Source organism: Streptomyces sp. CA-135486 (assembly GCF_050936555.1).
Classification (GTDB): Bacteria; Actinomycetota; Actinomycetes; order Streptomycetales; family Streptomycetaceae; genus Streptomyces.
Genome location: NZ_JBNJMM010000001.1, coordinates 1459691 through 1477844 on the forward strand (window position 1 = coordinate 1459691; position 18154 = coordinate 1477844).

The 18154-nt window shown below is 63.5% G+C and carries 8 protein-coding genes; all 8 read left to right on the top strand.

The features are described 5' to 3' along the window. Window positions 1–486 precede the first annotated feature (486 nt). Genes dpdE through dpdD form a run of 8 tightly spaced genes read left to right on the top strand, consistent with a single transcriptional unit; the run spans window position 487 to window position 18114 of the window. On the top strand, window positions 487–3771 hold the full coding sequence (gene dpdE / locus ACQEVG_RS06490; RefSeq protein WP_432978358.1) for a protein DpdE: 3285 nt from the start codon (window positions 487–489) through the stop codon (window positions 3769–3771). After that, complete coding sequence (gene dpdF / locus ACQEVG_RS06495; protein ID WP_432978361.1) at window positions 3761–6361, top strand: protein DpdF; 2601 nt, start codon at window positions 3761–3763, stop codon at window positions 6359–6361. Before dpdE ends, dpdF begins: the two co-directional genes overlap by 11 nt. After that, window positions 6361–7293 carry a protein DpdG gene (gene dpdG / locus ACQEVG_RS06500; RefSeq protein ID WP_432978364.1) on the top strand — a complete coding sequence of 311 codons (933 nt, stop codon included), beginning with the start codon at window positions 6361–6363 and terminating at the stop codon, window positions 7291–7293. Before dpdF ends, dpdG begins: the two co-directional genes overlap by 1 nt. Beyond that, complete coding sequence (gene dpdH / locus ACQEVG_RS06505) at window positions 7286–10381, top strand: protein DpdH (protein WP_432978367.1); 3096 nt, start codon at window positions 7286–7288, stop codon at window positions 10379–10381. Before dpdG ends, dpdH begins: the two co-directional genes overlap by 8 nt. Beyond that, the gene (locus ACQEVG_RS06510; protein ID WP_432978370.1) at window positions 10378–11064 is read left to right on the top strand and encodes a hypothetical protein; all 687 of its coding nucleotides are present in this window, start codon (window positions 10378–10380) and stop codon (window positions 11062–11064) included. The genes dpdH and ACQEVG_RS06510 overlap by 4 nt, the downstream gene beginning before the upstream one ends. Then, window positions 11061–15563, top strand: a complete 4503-nt coding sequence (gene dpdJ, locus ACQEVG_RS06515) for a protein DpdJ (protein WP_432978373.1) — start codon at window positions 11061–11063, stop codon at window positions 15561–15563. Before ACQEVG_RS06510 ends, dpdJ begins: the two co-directional genes overlap by 4 nt. Further along, window positions 15560–16078, top strand: coding sequence for a phospholipase D-like domain-containing protein DpdK (gene dpdK / locus ACQEVG_RS06520; protein ID WP_432978376.1), 519 nt, complete (start codon window positions 15560–15562; stop codon window positions 16076–16078). Before dpdJ ends, dpdK begins: the two co-directional genes overlap by 4 nt. Next, complete coding sequence (dpdD, locus tag ACQEVG_RS06525) at window positions 16075–18114, top strand: protein DpdD (protein WP_432978379.1); 2040 nt, start codon at window positions 16075–16077, stop codon at window positions 18112–18114. Before dpdK ends, dpdD begins: the two co-directional genes overlap by 4 nt. Window positions 18115–18154 lie beyond the last annotated feature (40 nt).

Here is an 18154-nt window from a genome sequence, read left to right on the forward strand (position 1 = left end):
ACAGCGAGGCGAGCGCCCAGACAGTACAGCCCAGGGCACTGACACTACGTACCCGGCCCCAGGCTCAGGACTTTGGCCGAGATCAAGTGCACTGTCAGAGGCATATGCGTGAACGACTTAACGCCGTGCACCCCTACACGCCGAAGCCATTTCGAACCGGCGCAGGTCACGCGACCCACTCCTCGCGGCGGCACGATCGTGACGGCGAGCCTCCCTCGGCCGCGAAGCCGAGCTTGCCTCGCAGGGCAAGGTTCCGTTTCAGTCGTATTTTCTGGCGCGTCACGCGTCGCGCGGCGCATCCGATTACCCTTTTTGTGCCGATTAACCCGCTATGTTTACGCCAGGTAGGTGCCATCAACGACACACCCGCAATCCAATCTCGAATATGTGTGCGAGTTTCATTAATAGTCCGTCGACCGTGTTGTCAGTGGGGGCGCCTAAGCTCGTGTCAGTTGTTAAACGAGCAGGTGGGGGGCGAGCAGAAGAATGTCTTCGGGCTTCGCGGTTGGGCACCTCGTCGAGTTCCAGGGGGCCCCTGGAATCGGACGAGTCGGCGCGATCACCGACGGCTCGCTGCGCGTGGACTTCTTCGAGTCCACGGCCGAGCCCAAGATCGAATCCCAGACCATCCCCGCTGTCGCATGCGCGCGCGTGCGGTTGAAACCTCAAACACGCGTGTTTCGCCACAACCCCAGCACCGACGAGTGGATGCCCGGTCGCGTCCTGGACGCGACCTCTGAGGGCTACTTCGTCCGGTTCCCTAACGCCGGCTACGACATGCCGGTCCGAGAATCCGAACTCCGTGTGCGCTGGAATAAGCCCGTACGTGACCCTCTTGAGGTTCTCGTGTCCGGGGGCAACGAGTCCGGGCACCTCTACAACGCGCGCATTCCTATGCTGCATAGCCTGGTCGCTCAACGCGCGGCGAGCGCGAGTACACCGGCGTTCCTGGCCGCTGCCGCCGAAATCTACCCACATCAGGTCCGCGCCGCGCTGACCGTGCTCTCGGACCCCGTCCAGCGGTACCTACTCGCTGATGAGGTCGGGCTAGGCAAGACCATCGAGGCTTCATACGTGGCCCTGCAGACCTTGATCGACAACCCGCAGGCACGTGTGACGTTCCTCGTTCCCGAGTCTCTGCGCCGGCAGTGGGTGGCCGAACTGCGCACGAAGTTCTTTACCGATGACTTCCCGAGCCGCGTAAAGGTCATATCCCACGACTCTCCCGAGGTGTGGGAGCAGCACCTCGGACGTGATCTTCTTGTGGTCGACGAAGCCCACCAGTTGGTCCAAGACCGTGATGACACTGACCCCACCTACTGCGCACTGCGCGATCTCGCGCACTCTGCGTCGAAGCTCTTGCTCCTGTCCGCGACGCCGGTCACCTCCCGGCACACCACACATCTGGGGCTCCTGCATCTACTCGATCCCGACGTATACAAGTGGAGCGAGCGGGAGGCGTTCGAGCAGCGGTACAACGACCGGGCTGAGTTGGCCAACCACGTCCTCGGCTTGAACGCAGACTTCTATCCGCTGCTGCCGTCCACGATCGGCATCATCGAGACGCTGTTGCCCCCCGAAGACGCCCGCTTCAAGCAGTTGGGGGCCCAAGTGCGCGCCCTCTTCGGCGAGGAGGAGAACCTCCTCGACGAGTCGGAGGCGGGGGTGCGGGATCTCACAGCGCGCGTCGCTACTCTTCGGGCACACATTAGCGAGACGTACCGACTGCACCGGCGTGTGATCAGGAACCGCCGGTTGAACGTACTCCGCCAAGACAAGGACTCAGCGGCCGTCCCTTACGAGGTGCGGGGTCGCGCGGAGCCGACAAAGCTGACGGCCAAGTCCCACTCCCCGGCCGCGGACAGCCTCTTGGAATGGCAGACCCGACTGTGGGGACATCTCCTTGATGAAGAGCTTGAGGGTAAACGCGCCGACTACGCCCTGGCCCTGGCCGTGCTCGCGTCCCGTCTCGGTGGCCCGTCCGCCGACCATCTCGACGCACTTCGCTGGCGGGTCCGCGGTGATGAAGCCGCCGCTCAGCGTGCCGGTCTGAGTGCCCGCGAGCGGGACCACCTCTCTAACGTGCCACTGGCACCCCACGAAGCAGAGAGTCTGGACAGCCTCGAATCAGAGATCACAGACGAGGCCCGCGCGTCTGAAGTCGACGACCTCATCAACGATCTTCTCCCGGCCCTGCGCAAGGGAGGACACATCATCGTCTTCTGTGGACCAGGCTCACTCGCTTCGACGCTCACCGCGCGTCTGCGCGCACGGTTCAACAAGGTCGGCTTCTTTGAGCACACCCGCAGCGCGGGCCCCGACGCATCAGAGTCGGCCACTACTGCATGGCGGCAACCCAGCGAGAAGGCTGCCGTTCTCATTGCGGATGACTCTGCCGAGGACGGGCTGAATCTCCAGACCGCCCAGACCGTAATCCATGTGCGGTTGCCGTGGTCGCCCAACCAACTCGAGCAGCGTCTCGGCCGCACCGACCGCTACGTCGAGTCCCACCGGCAGCGCCAGGCACCACTCCAGTTCGTACTCACGGATGCTGAAGCGCACACCGAGGCGTGGCTTTCGCTGCTCACCGATGGATACCGCATCTTCGGCGGTTCGGTGTCCACACTCCAGGACGCCATCGCGGAGGGTCTCCCTGACGTCTGGGCAGAGGCACTCGAGCACGGGCCAGAAGGCCTGCCTGGCTATTCCGAGACTGTGCAGGAGACGCTCGCCAAGGCCCTCCACGAGATCAACACCATGGACACCCTTGAGGCGATCTTCAGCACGTCCCCTCACGACATCGACTTCGCCGAACGGCTGGCAACGTTCGAAGCTGGCTGGGACGCCACCCGCAAAGCCATGCTGGGATACACCGGCGAAGAGAGTTCTGACGGGATCAAACTTCGCCACACCACCCGGAAGATCAAGGACTGCATGTGCGAGGTCTTCGACCTCAAATCGCGCACCCTCATCTCCCCGCACCTCTACGACCGACGGAACCTCACCGAGGACGCGGCCAAGGGCACGTTCAGTAGGTCCGAGGCACTCAAAGCCCCCGGGACACGCCTGTTCCGTATCGGGAGTCCGCTCGTCGACATGCTCGCCAACGTTGTGTGGTGCGACGACCGCGGCCAGGCCACGGCCTTCTGGCGTGCAGACCCGAGCCACCGGGGCGAGCCGGAGCCCCACTTCGGCTTCGACTTCCTCGTCGAAGCCGACATCTCCTCGGCACTCGAACTGGCACTGCCTCTCGTGCGGAGGCCCCGCGACGCTGAAGCAGCATTGAGGCGCCAAGCTGCGCAGCTCCTCCCGCCTTTCACGCTGAAGGTGTGGGTGCCGGCAGGAGCAGCCGAGGCCCTGACCGACAAGAACACCCAGAAGTGGCTGGATGCCCCATACAGGACCACCGACCACAACTACAACTCTGGCAACATCCACGAGTTGCTGGACCTGTTCGACGGCCAGCCCGGGTACGAAGCTTCCGCACGTGCCGCTGAGAAGGTCGCCCGAGCTGAACTCAGGCGAGTGACCAACTTGGCCGAACGGTCCGACCTGGCCCAGCAACAGGGGCAGGAACGCCTAGCCGTCGCGAAAGCGCAGGCGGAAGCCCGACAAGCAGCGGGTCGGCTCCTGGGAGGCGAAGAGAGCTATCTGCTTGATGTCGACATCACCGATGCGCTCGTGCGGGCACTGAGCGAACCGACGGTTCGGCTCGTGGCTGCGACCTGCTTGGTGAAGACGGGGCTCAGGAGGGTCCGTCGTGGCAACTGACAACTGGACCGGCGCCAAGACGCTCTTCGACCACCTGTCCAAGCACCGAGACCTCCAGCAACTCCCCGAACTCACTGAAGCAAAGGGGACGTTGCGCAGGCTCCGCGATGCTCTGGCCAACAAGTCCAGCGGGTGGAGGGACATTGCCTCGCTGACTCGACAGATCCTGCTCGAAGCTCAAGCACGTGAGAACACAACTGGATTCACGGTCCCGCTACTTCCGCGGCTGCCTAGTCGCGCACAGTGGGAAGAGATGCGCTGCCAAACCGCGATTCGCGATCGTGGCGCCAACCTGTGGGTGAGCGCGCTGCCGTGGCATCCACCCGTGCCAGATGACGTCTCCCGCCAGGCGGCTCAAGAGGATCTTCGGCAGATCCATCTCGGCGAGGACTCACCGCACCGTCGCAAGCTGGAGTCGTATCCGGCTGACCCGTTCTTCACGACCGCCCTCGGTGAGGATCACAGTCACTATGTGTCGAGCGGCCAGCGGCAGGCAGCCAGAGCTATCGCGCTTGTCGAACCGGGGAGCACCACGATCGTCTGTCTCCCCACGGGACATGGAAAGACCGCCGTTGCGATGGCTCCCGCGCTCCTGGCGAGCATGAGCAGCGGCGTATCGGTGGTGGTTGTGCCTACGAGTGTTCTAGCAGCGGACCTGGAACGGCGCACCTTCAAGACCCTTGAACGGTACGGACATCACAGCCCCACACGCCGGTACGCCTACACCAGCGGGCTGTCGGAAGAAGACCGGCAACAGATACGAGACGACATCGCGGCCGGCCGTCAACGGCTGGTATTCACATCGCCCGAGGCTCTGGTGAAAAGCTTGAAGCAGCCTTTGGAGGACGCGGCTGAGGCCGGTTTGCTCAACTATTTCGTGATCGACGAAGCACATCTGGTCGAGCAGTGGGGCAACAGCTTCCGCACCGCGTTCCAGACGATGTCGAGCTACCGCCGCATCTGGCTCAGTAAGGCACCAGAGGGGCGGCAGCCAATTACTGTTGCGATGAGCGCGACACTCACTGGGCAGCAGGTGGAGACGCTCGACTCGCTGTTCGCTTCGCCGCGGCGGGCGAGGATCGTCTGGGCATCCCAACTCCGTCACGAGCCGAGCTACTACATCGACGTCTTTCGGAGCGAGGCCGACCGGGAGGCCGCCGTCCTCGATGCCGTCTCGTACTTGCCGAAGCCGATGATTCTGTACACGACCAAGGTCGTAGATGCGCAGGAGTGGGCGGGCCGACTTCGTAACCACGGTCTTCGACGCGTAGCTGTCGTTACTGGTGACTCCACCGATCCAGAACGTCGTGATGCCTTGGAAGGATGGACTGGTAGGACGGCTGAAGGCGATGTGGAGCAACGGTACGACGTCGTGGTTGGCACCTCTGCCTTCGGTCTGGGCGTGGATCTCGACGACGGCAAGACGATTGTGCACGCCTGCCTGCCGGAAACGGTGGACCGCTACTACCAAGAAGTCGGCCGGGCAGGGCGCAACGGAAGCCCTTCAATCGCCTACCTGGCCACCACTCGCAAGGACGAGGCCATCGCCAACAAGATGAGCGACGAGGTGGTCATTGGCGCCCCGCGCGCATGGCAGCGGTGGGAGGCGATGTTCCACGGCCGGGAGACGATCCAAGGGCGTCACCGAGTGAGTCTCGATGCCTACCCCCCTGACATGAACGAGGGCTTTCAACGGAACCGGCAATGGAACATTCGGATCCTGAATCTCATGATGCGATCGGGGATTGTGGCCGTCCATCCACCACAGGCTCCCGCAAAGAATGAGGGAGAGTCGGATATCTTCTGGAAGGCGCGGCTTGACCTTTTCTATGCCACGGCTGACGGCTACGCAGACGTGGAACTCCTGGACTCGGACGCGAGGAACCCCGAGAGCTTTCATGATCGATTTGAAGCTGAGCGTCACAAGTTGCTGGATGGTCGAGCTTCGGCACTCCGTGAACTGAAAGCTACTCTGCGGGGTGATCAGTGCATCGGCGACGTACTGGGCGCGTACTACCGTATCCCGCACGGTGGTGGCTATCGCCGCACCGGTATCACCTGCCGTGGTTGCCCTCACTGCAGGGCCACAGCCAGGCTGCTTCCGTCAGGCTTCTACCGACTTGCTGGAGAACCACAGCCCCTACTCCCAGCGCCCGAGAGTCACGGGCATCTGCCCTTGGCGCCGTACTTTGGGGACCGTGAATGCTTGAGCCTTTGGTGGGAAGACACCAACGACCAGGCATTGGCGGCTCGGCTCGTGGAAAGCCTTGTCCGTCGCAGGATCTGCGTGGTCGGAGGGCCAGGCCTGGACGGGCGTCTCAGAAGCCAACTAAAGGCGACGGCACGCACCCGCACCGTGATCATCGATGACGACGGAGTCCTCCTGTCGGACTGGGCTGGCCCTGTTATCTGGATGGCGGACCCGAACACAGAAGCTCCAGGGCCTCAGATCGCTCGACGCTTCACCTGGGATGCACCGACCTACCTGATCCACCCCCGGGCCATGCATCACCCAGAACGCCGAGGTACACCACTCGTCGATGTCCACCCGGCGAACTTGTCGATCCGCCGTGCCTTGGAGGAACTCTGATGACTCTTCTGAACGTAGACGCCGCCATCCCCTCCCAGACGTGGGCGGTCGTGCGCCTCCTTACCTATTTGGGGAAGAGCATCGCCTTGGACGAGGCGCGGGCGCTGGTCAGTCCTCCGTCCTTGCGTTCAGAGGACACGTCGACCAGGCCTCCCTTTGACTGCGCCATCAGTTCCCTCCAGGTCCTGGAGTTGGCGCACGTCGATGCCAACCAGCAAGAACTCTCACTGGTCGGCCCAACCAAAGAACTCGCCAGCAGCGACGATCTGGAGACTTACACCCGCATCCTGCGTCGCGCGGTTCTCAAAGCGGACTACAACACGGACCTGGGCGCCGACAACGACCCGACAGGGCCCCGAGACCTGACTCGTGCCCTGGCGTGGTTTCTCATGCACGACCCAATGGAGCAACCGATTGATTGGGTCGCCGCACAGCGACTCCTGGATCAGAAGGACGGCAAGGACCGCAGACTACTGAAGGACGAGGTCCTTCCCCTGTTCGCCAACGACACTCGGTGGCCCCGGTTCGGTTATTGGGCGACTGCGCTCGGTCTCGCTGCTGCACCTGTCTTCCGAACTGACGGCCGCGGCCCGCTAGTCCCGGACTGCACTCTTGCTGTCAAGCAATCCGTGCTCGAAGTGTGGCAGGCCGGCCAACGCGTCAATGCTGTTGAGGCATTGCAAGTGCTGCGAGAGCACCTACCTGTGCTGCCTGGCGGCGCACACTCGCTCGCGGTAGGGATCCCCAGTCCGGGTGACAGTACGGCCGGCACTGCACTGTCGTTCGCTCTGCTACGTGGCCACGACGAGAAGTGGCTTCGCCTGGAGCATGACGACGATGCCCGAAAGATCCTTCTGCTGCATGATCCTGAACGACCCGGCAGCCCACGCCCAATTAGCGACATCACCATCCTGGAGCCCACCGATGGCTGACTTCCGCGGGATGCTCTGCTGGGAACCAGCAGTGGCAGCCTCCACCATCAACACAGAGGCAGTCAGCCCTTCGAGGGCGGTCTTCCTGGCCACTCACGCGCCGCTACGGATCAAGCGTGCCCGAATCATGGACGGGAAAGAACTCGCTATCGAGGGCAACCCGATCGGTGAGAGGTCGGTACTCAACGAGTTCATGGCGCTCCGGGCGGATAGCGGCGCGTTGCTCATGCCGGTCGTCGGCGAGTCTGGCTCTGGTAAGTCGCACCTTGTCCGGTGGGTGCGCGAAGAGTTGGCCGTGATGGAGGAGGGGGCGGACCAGCGAGAGGTCATCTACCTCGAGAAGTCCAAGACCAGTCTCAAGGCTGTTGTCAGCACGCTCATCGCGAAGGCAGACAGCAGCGAGTTGGCTCAACTCAAAGATGACATCAACAGGTTCACTGAGGACATCGACGAGGAGTCCCTGGCGAGGCGCATCCTCAATGAACTGAGCGAGGCGCTTGAAGCGACCTCTCCTAGCTCAGAGTCACGCCCGTTGGCCCGAATGCTTGTCGGTCCAGGCAAGTTGGCAGCGGTACTCCTCGACCCTCATGTCCGTGCGGAACTGCTCGCACCCGGCAAGTTCGTGCCCGAATTGGCCCACCAGTTGATTCACAATCGCCGGGATGGGCAAGCGGACCGCCCCGAGGGCTTCAGCGTCGGTGATCTTCCGCTCGACATTCGTGACATCCAATCCGCGTCTGGCATGGCGCAACGCCTGCTTGGCACCATGAGCACACGCGGCGACCTTCAAAGCATCGCTGTTGATCTCCTCAATAAGCACCTCGAAGCCGCTATCAAGAGTGCCGCGAACCTTGGGGCAGGCCGGCTCCTCGATGCGATGACGCAGGTTCGAGAGGAGTATCACAGGCAGGGCAAGGAGATTGTCCTGCTCATCGAGGATTTTGCTCTCATCCAAGGGGTTCAGCGGGACCTCCTAGATGCCGTTGTAGAGGCAGCGCACCGTGAGGGCAAGACGACTCTCGCTCCTATCCGCACGCTCATGGCCGTGACGACGGGCTATTTCCAATCCTTGGATGAGACAGCCCTGACCCGTATCCAGGCTGGGACGGGCTACGTATACCACCTGGATGTTCCCTTCAGCCCGGAGGAGACGGGACGCACAGAGATTGCGTCGTTCGTCGGCCGCTACCTGAACGCTGGGCGTTTGGGCCGCGAAGAACTTGAGCGCGCAAACAATGACGAGGTCCCCAATAAATGTCTGACCTGCTCGTTCCGTACGGAGTGCCACGAGGCGTTCGGAGTAACCGCTGACGGCCACGGCTTGTATCCGTTCAACGAGTCCTCTCTCGTGAGGGCCGTACACTCGACAGCAGACCAGGCCAAGCCTTGGTCCTTCAACCCCCGTGTCGTGCTGGGAAGCGTCGTGCGACCGGTCTTGGTTGAGCATGCCACTGCCATGGAGCAGGGCAAATTCCCCGACCCCATGTTCCGGCAACGGTTCCGGCCGACGAAGCTCGACAAACCAGTTAGCCGTGACGTGCTCGGCTTCGTAGCCGAGCACGACCCTGACTCTGCGGAGCGGCGGAACCTCGTGCTCGAGTTCTGGGGAGACGCCCCTGAGCACGCCAACAACCTCCACCCCACCATCCTGGAGGCCTTCTCTCTGGAGCCGCTGAGCAGTGAGGAAGGGCAAAGCCCTCCGACTGTGCCTGCCACCGGCTCAGGGCTGGCTGATGGCGGGGGGGCGAGGCCCGATACAGGCGCCAGCGGCAGACACGACGAGCTACCCAGGGAGCTTCAGCGAATGCTGGAGACAGTGGACGACTGGGTGACCCTCGAAGGCGGCTTGGATACCGCCACCGCAAACCGGATCCGTGTAGTCGTTTCCACCGCAGTATTGCAGCGGTACCAATGGAACTCACCTCTGATGCGGGAGGTGGGCAGTACCGAACTACGGAGGGCGGCCTGGCCCACGAAGGCGACCGTCGTTTCCATCGAGGGCGCAAAGGAGAACCTGGCCGGCGTCGAGGATGCCCCCATCACGTTCTCCCGTCGCCCGAAGGACAGCTGGTTCTTCGACAGCTTGCTGAAGGCTGACCGGGAGCTCCCGGCGCGAGCCGAGGACATCCGACGGCTGGCGTTCCTGGCAGAGAAGCACGGCCAAGATCTCACTGCGCGACTGCAGCGGCACATGGAGGTTACCGACGATCACCTAGTTGCGGGTTTCCGCGCATCGCTGCTTGGTGCGGCGATGGCTGGCAAGGCCTGGCCCGGAATGACTCATTCTCAGCTCATTGCCGCGGCGCTCGATGAGGGGCAAGAGTGGCGCCGTGAGGATGGTGGAATCCGTGCAGCGAAGTGGATGGACATGCTCCAGGGACACCTCAAGGTGCGCCCCGAACTCGTGAAGCAACTCCGATATGCCGTCGGCATTGCCCAAGGCATCGGTGCGGTCAACATGGTTGACGCCGCACGCGTTCTTCCTCTACTCGACAGGGCCGCGTCCGTATGGAACTGGGATGCCGAGACCATGGACATCCCGAAATGGGTGAAGCCAGCCGTCACTGGGTTCGCGTCCTGGACAACCATCATCGAGGACCAACTCACCCACCACGCAGATCTACTCAACTCGATCCGAAGCCGTCAGCCACGTGGCACCACTGGAGTCCAGACCATGGCTGCAATCCGCGACGTTCTCGGTGCCGCACGAGAAGTGGGACTACCACTGACCGCTGAACAGACACGACAATTCAACACTCTCCTTCTGGGCGCCCAGAACGCGGACTGGAAGGCCATCTCTGTACTCGAAGATGACCTGGCCAAGGCAAGCGACGACAGCCGCGATCCCTCAACTCGCCTGCATGCCCGTGTAGTTGCGGCAGTCAAGGACCGCGGCGACTCGCTCAAACTGATTCAACAACTACTCGTTGCCAGCAACGACTGGCTTGACGCTGCTCTTGCCAGCGCCGAGTCACGCTCTAGTGGCTCCGCAGGCGACAGTGCTGCGGAAGACGTGGGGCAAATCTGTGTGGAGTGGCAGACGCTCACCGCTGTCCCGTCCGCCGAAGACGACGGGGAGGACTGGTGACCAACTTGTCTGTGTATGACAAGGCCGTACAGCTGCAAAACCGTGCCCGCCAGATCGCTGCAGGTGCTGTCGGAGAGAAGGAGGCAGCGCGGGTTCTGAGCCGCACGAAAGAACTCCGCGCTGCGCTGGCCGAACTCAGAACCCAAGTGGAATTGAGCCATACGCTTGCCGCACTCGGCGCGACGCACAAGCCCGACCTGTCAGGCATCGACACCGCACGCACCGCGTTCGAGCGGAAGGCCCTCAACGGGCTGCCCAGTGACACGGTTTTCAACACAGCCAGAAAGAAAGTCCAAGATCTGTCAGGCAAGCTCAAGGCTGATAGCAGCACGGCGTGGGTCACCTGGGCAGCAGCACAAGTCGCCGACCTTCCCCTGGCCCGGATCCCCATGCTCTCGCGCGACGAACGCGAGGCAGCACGCAACCGGGAGAAGGAACTCCGGCAGGCGGTGGCAACCAGGAACCTGTCCAAGGCGGACGTCACCCTCTTCACCAGCACGTACACCCTCCTCGCGGAGTCCCTACACGACAAGAGTGATCCCCCCAGCGAGCTACTAGAGCTCCTGGAGCGGCTTGAGAAGCGCCCCAGCCCCACGCTCCGCGACATCACAGATGGCGACATTGCGCTGCTGCGCCAGTTTGAGATGGACATCCACATCACCCTGCAGAGGACCGGAGCGTGACAGAGCAACTCGACGTTCGCTTTGCGAACGAACTCCTGAATCACCTGGAAAACCGCGAACTGCCGCTGCTGTCCTGGGGCGTCACGGAGACTGCGCTCTCCCAAGCCGAGGTGATAGAGACCATCGACAGTCTCTTGCACAGTCACGACGATGCCCCGGCCGGCATGTCCGCTGATTCTGTGCTGGAGGAGTTCCTGCTCCGTGCCTTGCTGTTCGAGGTGCCGGTGCCCGTGACGTCGCCGCCGCGGTATCGCACCCGGCTGGCGGAGTCACTCAGACTCACGACTGGTCTTCGACAGCTCTTTACCCGAGGTGGGTGGGCGCAGGAGGAGCGGCCTGGTTGGTGGCAGCATCAGCGGCGCCTCGTCGCTGACTATCGGCTACACGTCGCGCCGCGACGCTACCCGCGCCGAAACATCCCGGCATCCGAAGCACTCCGCGTCCTCGCACAGCTTCCCCATTGGGGTGAGGTACAAGAACACGTAGCAACAGCCCAATTGCAGGGCCGCGAACTGGCACGCTTCCAGTTGGATGCCACCCGCTCCGTATTCGCCTCGCTCAACTCTGAGCGGTCCAAAGGGATCATCGTCGGAGCTGGTACGGGTAGCGGTAAGACACTCTCGTTCTACCTGCCAGCCTTCGCAGCGATGGCGGAACACGCCCGCCCTGGTGCGGCAAAGCGCGTTCACACCCTGGCGCTCTATCCACGCAAGGAACTCCTGCGCGATCAACTGCGAGAGTCGATCCGGTCTGTTGACGACATCGAGCAGGCGCTGCACGAGAGCCGGCGACGTCCCATCCGAGTCGGTGCGCTCTACGGTGATACCCCATGGAATGCTCGGGATCAGAGGCTGGAACCGAACTCACGTCACACCACTGCCTGGAAGCGCACTCCCCGGGGAGTCGTGTGCCCGTTTCTGCCATGCCCCATCCCTGACTGCGGCACTGGGGAACTCCAGTGGACAGACGAGGACCGCCAGCGTGGCCGTGAGCAACTGAACTGCACTAAGTGCGGCTACGTCCTGAAGGACGGGCGTCTTGCTCTCACCCGGGAATCCCTCAAGAAGAACCCTCCCGATTTGCTGTTCACCACGACGGAGATGCTGAACCTCTGTAGCGGCGACAGCTATCTGGAGTGGCTGCTCGGCTGGCGCGGCAGCGACTCTGCCCCTTCCCTCGTGCTCCTCGATGAGGTCCACACCTATAGCGGGCTTCACGGCGCGCAAGTGGCACTGCTGTTGCGCCGCTGGCGTGAGGCAGCCCGCCGTCCCATGACGTTCGTCGGTCTCTCCGCGACTCTTCGTGACGCGGACAAGTTCTTCGCTCAACTCGTCGGTCTTCGTCCGGTCGATGTCGACCCGATTGAACCGGCCGACGAGGACATGACGTTCGAGGGCCGTGAGTACGCTGTGGCACTCCGCGGCGACCCCGTGTCGGGAACAAGCTTGCTGTCTACGTCGATCCAAACGGCCATGCTCCATGGCCGCTTGCTCGACCTGGACAAGAGGCAATATCTGTACGGCTCCACGGGCTTCCTGTTCACGGACGATCTGGACGTCACCAACCGCTTCTACAACGATCTCCGCGATGCGGAAGGCGGGCAGAACCGCGCCGGCCGCCGTAACGGCCGCAAGCCCGTGCTTGCAGGCCTGCGCTCCTCTGAACGTGACGAGCATGCTGCGCGCTACCTGGACGGCCAGTCGTGGGACATTGCCGAGAAGATCGGGCATGACCTCGACCCCACCCTGCAACTCCACCACCTGCATGTTGGCCGTACGTCCTCTCAGGACGTCGGGGTCGACCACGACGCGAACCTGACCGTAGCGACGGCCTCCCTAGAAGTCGGCTTCAACGACCCACGAGTGGGCCTGGTGCTCCAGCACAAAGCGCCCCGTGACGCAGCAGCGTTCATCCAGCGCCGAGGGCGCGCTGGCCGAGAGCGCGGCACAAGGCCACTGACCGTGGTTACCCTCTCGGACTACGGCCGCGACCGACTCGCATACCAGGCGTACGAGACCCTGTTCGCGCCTCAGGTGCCTGCACGAAGCCTGCCGATCGGCAACCGCTTCGTACTCAAGATCCAAGCCACCCAGGCCCTGTTGGACTGGGCAAGCCGCAAGCTCCGTTCCAAGAAACTGTGGGCCAACCCCCGAAAGATCCTCAAGGCCCCCCCAGGCCATGTCGTGCGCAACGAGGACCGGCCGGGCCACGACATGCTGACATCCCTGCTGCAGGCGATCCTCGACAAGCCTGATCTCCAGGACGAGCTTGCCCAGCACCTGGGGAGAGCTCTGCAGGTCAGCGCAGACGAGGTACAGGCGCTGCTGTGGGAACAGCCCCGATCACTCCTGCTGTCTGTCGTTCCCACGGCGCTGCGGCGCCTTCGCAGCGACTGGTCATTCCAGCGCATCGATCCGGGCGCGAAGGAAGGTACTCTGCTCCCCGAGTTCATCACGCGCTCACTCTTCGATCCGCTGAATCTGCCGGAGGTCGAACTGCTCCTGCCGTTCAATACGAACGACACGTTGGAGCAACTGCCGATCGCCAGGGCGCTACGCGAGGCCGTACCGGGGCGCGTCAGCCGACGATTCGGGCACCGCCGTGATGAGCACCGCACATGGCTCCCAGTTCCACCCGCCGGCAGCAGCACTCTGCCACTCCCCCAGATCGTGCAGCACGCTGATCCCGAGGGGACCTGGCATCCCGATGGGCATGGACCGGAGGGACTTCAGGTCTTTCGGCCCACACAGTTGAAACTGGAGCAGCCAGGCCAGGAAATCTCCGACCGATCGCAGGGCCTCCCCATTTGGGGTACTCAAATCGTTGTGTCCGAGGAGGCGCCTCCGGCCCCGGCGGACATTCCTAACCCGTCTCTCTGGTACGAGCGCGTGCAGGCCGTCCGCTTCGCTACACACGCTGCCGGCAATCCCATCGAGATGCGGCGCATGACCATCGGCGCCGATTGTCAGGTGGCGCTCGAACGCGGAGAAGTCGAGACACGCAAGGTCTACTACGAACTACACGGCAAGCCAGCTGCGCTCGGCTTCCGGCTGGGTGTCGACGCTGCACAGATCCTGCTCAGGCCCCTGAACACCTCGGAAGCTGTGATCAGGGAGTACCTGTCGTCTCCGCAGTGGCGGTCACTCGCGTTCGCGTACACCTTCGCCGGGGATCCTGCTCTCGAGGACGTCGCGAACAAGTTCCAGCGTGCGTGGCTCAGCCAGGTCTATCTCACCGCCTTCGCGCTCGAAGGCCTCAAGGGGTCTCGTACTCCTGGGGAGATCCGAGCAGCACTCGCTAACGGAGCGTGGACTGGGGAGCTGCCTCGCATCCTGAGCGTCCTCTACCGCGACAATAGCGACCCCGACCACGCTGTCGAGAATGCGCGACTGGTTCAAGGGCTCACGGACTTGCTGCGCGACGCACGGGTTCTCGCCGCCGTTGACCGTGCGGCCGAACACCTCGTCGACCCGGATATTGCTGCCCGGACTGAGGACCTGGCTCAGCGCGCCTATCGCGACACGGTGGCCGCGGCGATCCTCGCCGCCGCGCAGCGAGCCTGCCCCGACTCACAGGACGGGGACTTGATCGTCGACGTGGCGCCTGGTGCCACCAGCAGCGACCCTTCTGTCGTGTGGCTCAGTGAAACCTCTGTAGGGGGACTGGGTGTTGTAGAAAGCCTGGTGCGCTTCTACGGGGAGGACCCTCGCCGCTTCTGGGCGCTTGTCACCAGTGCGTTGGCCCCAAGCGACTACGAGTATGTAGATGCCACGCTCACCCGGTTGCTCCGTCACCTGTCCGACGAGCCGGGGGGAGATGCCGCAGAAGCCATGCGCGCACTGCGAGGAGCCGAGGATGCCGAAGCCGCCCAGGAGGCCCTGAACACCCTCCTATCCGCGTGGGAACAGTTGGACGGCCGTCCGCGTGTCACTGCGGTCTCAGCGTTGTCGGCCCGCCTTCTTCGGCCAGGGTCCGGACCCGACACTGACGCGCAGGCTCTCGCCATGGTGGACGCGTGGGCGGAACTGGAGCAGAGGCTCGGTGTTGAGGTCGACGCGAACGTCATTGCCTTCGCGGTCGGCGACAAGCAACTGAACGTCGGCGGGAACAAGCGGCTGACAGCCGACCAGGCCTTCAGCATGCTTTGGCCTCGCGGACGGCAGGCTCGTACGCAGGACCTCCAGCATTACCAGCCCTATGCCGACACGCCAGTGCTGGATCGCCTCCTCGTGCGCGAGGCTCATAACGACCGTCTGCCCGAAGTGGACGTCACGGCGAGCGACTGGGTCTTTGCCTATCAGAAGGCCATGACCGATAGCGGTGCCGCAGAGCTCGTCTGTCCAGCAGGCGAGTCGCAGGCCCTGGCGGAAGCCCTGGTCCGTGTGCCGGCGCTGCCGGTGGACCGGGATGTCCTGCGGGTCCACGGGGAGGTCCGTGGCTACGCCAGGCATCGAGATGAGCTCCGTGTGCGGGTGGAGTTGCGGGAGGCAACCCAGTGAAGAATCTGACCAGGACCGTGCGCACAGGTGCTCGTACAGGGCTGCGCATCGACTCGATGCTGTCGGCGGCGCTGATGGCAGAGATGCTCAGCCCGAGCCACGACTTGTGGTTGGTCTCGCCGTGGATCACGGATGTGCAGGTCATCGACAACAGCCACGGCACCTACGACGCCTTCTTTGGCGACGTTCCGCCGAGCAGTTGGCGGCTTTCAGACGCCCTTCTACGCATCGCTGGAGCCGGGGCCCACATCCACGTGGTCACGCGCCCGGACCCTCACAACGATGCGTTCCTGCGTCGGATCGAGGCCGCAGAACTGGACCGAGTGCATGTCCAGCGCGACCCCGACGTCCACGAGAAGACGCTGTGCGGGCAGGAATGGATTCTCACCGGGTCGATGAACTACACGGTGCGCGGTATGGCGAAGAACGATGAGTTGGTCACCTACAAGGTGGGCGGGCCAGATGCCGGTCAGGCGCGGCTGGACCTGGCTCAGCGGTGGAGGAGTGGCTCGTGACGCAGACCCAGAATCAGCAGCGAGAGGCTCTCGAAGGGTTCTTGCACCGATTCTTCGGCCCAGGAAACGGTGTCTGGCCGAACCTCGATCCGGACTTCCGCTACAAGGACCGCACGCTGCCGTTCGTCGAAGCCATTCGACGCGGCGACGACGCGCCCGTAGTCCTTCCGCGCGTCTATACGGACCGCGATCGTTTCGTCGTGTACGTCATTGCACGGGAACCTGGCGAGCGTGCCAAAACAGCCGAGTTGATCCGCGCTTTCGCTGGCCCGACGTACATCGCGTATGACGAGCAGGTTGGGATCCAGCCCGCCTGGCTGGACCCTGATGATCCCATCGAGCAGGCCATCCGCGATTTCGCTGGCGATCGGACCACGTTCCGTCTGGAGACGGGGCGCACGCTTGAGCACCGCCTGAACCTGGCCGGGGCCCTGGAGTTGATGCAGAGGACCGAGGCTCGGCGTCCTCCCAGGATGTGGCGGGTGGCCAAACCGATCGGCCGGCTCCTCGCCGAGTTCGATGCGTCGCTCTCCGCGGGCGCTGAGGCCGCCTCGAACGTGGTCCTTGAGCATCTAGCGGCGGCTGGTGGTGTCACCGCAGCCAACCTAGCGAACCTGAGGATCAAGCGGCTTGACCGGCTCGGCCGCAGTGAGGAGATTCTCCAACTCCCTGAGCTGCCTGACGCAATCCGGCAGGACCCTCCCCTCCCGGTCAAGGAAGCAATCTTGACCGCTGTGTATTCGACGTTGGAGGAGCCTCTCGCAGAGGGCGACCTCTCATCGGCACGGGCGAAGCTCCAAGAACGAGGTCGCTTCGTCCCTGCCCTGCTGGATACCGATGCAGGCAAGCTCGGCGCACAGGCCGTCGCTGTTCTTCTGATGGCGGCCACCATCCTTGAGGACCTGCCTGCTCTGCGTCGTCTCGTGACAGTCGTTCGGAGCGCAGATCGCATCGGAGAACTGCCCCCGCTGGTCTGGGAGGACGCTCAACGCGTTCTTGCTGAAGGCGTTGGCGAGGAAGCACCTCCCGTCGTGGCAGAGCCCGTGCCGCAAGTTCCTGAAGACGATGTGTCGAAAACGATTCCGCCGATCGACTCCTGGCCGGCCTTCCTCGCTGCCGTAGCCGCGGGCAGCCGTGCAGGCAAGTCAGCAGTTGAACAGCGCAGTTGGACTGCGTGGGCTCCACCCGCAGTTCATGATGCGTCCCTCGCCGGATTCCTGGACGGGCTGGAGAATCAAGCTGCTGAGGAGGCCTGGCGGGCGGTTGGAGCGTTCATTGACGCCGACGGATATGTTGCTCCGGCTGGTCTGACCGCCCATGCATTCATTCGGAACGCGGTCGCCTTCGACCGGTTCGGCCCCGGCGACCTCGCCGCGCTCCAGGCCCTCACAGAGATCGCACTCCGAAGTGGCCCTTCGGCGCACACCTACGCCGAACTTCTCGACGAGATCGGCGCCTACAGCAGTCGATGGGTCTCACCTGAACGGGCATCAATTGCGCTGGACTTCGTCGACCGGCTGTTCTTGGTCGCCTGCCCAGACGTGGACGCTCGCAGCAAGCTCGCATACAACCTGCTGGAGCCGCTCTGGCGGCACCAAGGGCGCCTCAACGAAGCTGATTTGGCGTTCGCCAAGCGTCTCTCAAGGGAACTTGGTGTCGATTTCTCTTGGCAGGACCGGGTCGGCTCCGACGACGATGAGCGTGAGCTGTCGCTCTCAGACCTTCCGCCCATGAAAGTGCTGCTGTACTCCCTGGACGACGCTGTGCTCTCGCGCTGCGCCGAGGAGATCAAGCAGCTTGCCCCCGCAGTGGACGCCGCAAAGGCCAGCGATCACGTCGGCAGTGCTCAGCTTCGGCAGAAAGCACGCTCCGCTGACTTGGTCGTTATCGCGACGCGCTGCGCGAAGCACGCGGCGACGGGCTTCATTACGCAGCACGCCCGCACCGAGCACATCCACTACGCGGACGGCAGCGGATCGGCGTCCATGCTGCGAGCAGCAGTGGCCGGTCTCCGAGCAGCCGCAGTAGACCACTAACGCACTGGTGGTCTCCCTGATCTTTCCGGGGAGACCACCA